The 1,268-nt window shown below is 56.5% G+C and carries 1 protein-coding gene and 1 pseudogene; both read right to left on the bottom strand.

The window, feature by feature from the left end; translation table 11 throughout:
* Positions 1-123 precede the first annotated feature (123 nt).
* Positions 124-741: pseudogene (locus tag ACSZO4_RS25585) on the bottom strand (hypothetical protein); the annotation flags it as partial.
* 32 nt (positions 742-773) lie between these two features.
* On the bottom strand, positions 774-1,268 hold a 495-nt coding region (locus ACSZO4_RS25590), incomplete at its 5' end, for an IS66 family transposase (protein WP_437891888.1).

Raw genomic sequence — 1,268 nt, forward strand, 5'->3', positions numbered from 1 at the left:
TCTGAACCAGATTTAATCTGACAGACACCTGTATAAATAACCGGTAACTGTCAGATCAGGTCTGAGCTAGTACATTTTATTGCAACTTGGGGCATTTCCCACAAATGAGTCTATGCGCGGGAGCTACCTCAGATTCATCAATATGCCGAACATCTGTCGTTCAAAAGCTGTCTCGGTGTTTTTGAGCCAGCCTGGCGGATCAGTCTGAAGATTCCCCAGTTGGCGCATACTTTTGTGTTGTAATGATTTCCGGGCACAGTAGTCATCATCCGTGTAGCCCATGGTCTCAATGACAACCGTGTGCAGTGCCCCATCCGCTTTCTGTGCCGTCACGATAAAGTCCGGCAGGACAAAGCCTTTCTCACCATCTGTCTCCACCCCGATATCAAACAGGGGTTTTTCCAGACTCAGTGCCGGTGCTTCGGGTTTCTTCGCCATCCATCCGGCCACGGTGAGCAGGCCATCCAGGGTGGAACGCTCCAGCCCACTGTCGACCGGTAACGGGCACCCTCGCCGGAACAGGGCATGGGCGTAACCTTCGCTGCAGATAACAGTGCCCTCCGGCCCCCGGCGGAATGCCAGAATAACCCAGTAGGGCGCGCGTGCACCTTCCTGCGCCTCGCCATTAATGCTGACACCCCGCTCGGGCAGGAACGCCCGTTCCCCGTCTGACCAGCGAAACACCACTTCGTCGCGGGTGACTTGGTCAGACATAAATATCTGAAAGAACATCCGGGTTTTACGTAAGCGTCACATACTGACCGTATTGACGCTCAGGCAGATGTGAGATCAGCTTTCCATGGCAGCAGATCGCGCAGTCGGTTCACCGGCCAGTCCTGAATATGTTCCAGCACATACCGCAGCCACGCCTCCGGCTCCACTCCATTCAGCCGGCAGGTGCCAATCAGCGAGTACAGCACTGCTGCCCGCTCTCCACCCGCATCCGAACCGGCGAACAGCCAGTTTTTCCGGCCCAGGGCAACGCCACGCAGCGCGTTTTCCGCGATGTTGTTGTCGATCTCCGCCCACCCGTTGCTGCAGTACAGGTTCAGCGCGTCCCACTGCTTCAGCAGGTAGGCGAACGCCTTCGCCGTATCCGAGTGGCGCGACAGCACCTTCATCTGCCTCTGTATCCAGTCATACATCGACTGCATCTGTGGAACCGTCTGCTCTTTTCGTACCGCCAGGCGCTCATCTGCCGGGCTGCCGCGTATCTCCGCCTCGATGGCATACAGTTTTCCGATACGTTTCAGCGCTTCGGTTGTGAT

The sequence above is a fragment of the Phytobacter sp. V91 genome (assembly GCF_965644225.1).
GTDB lineage: Bacteria > Pseudomonadota > Gammaproteobacteria > Enterobacterales > Enterobacteriaceae > CBFFRJ01.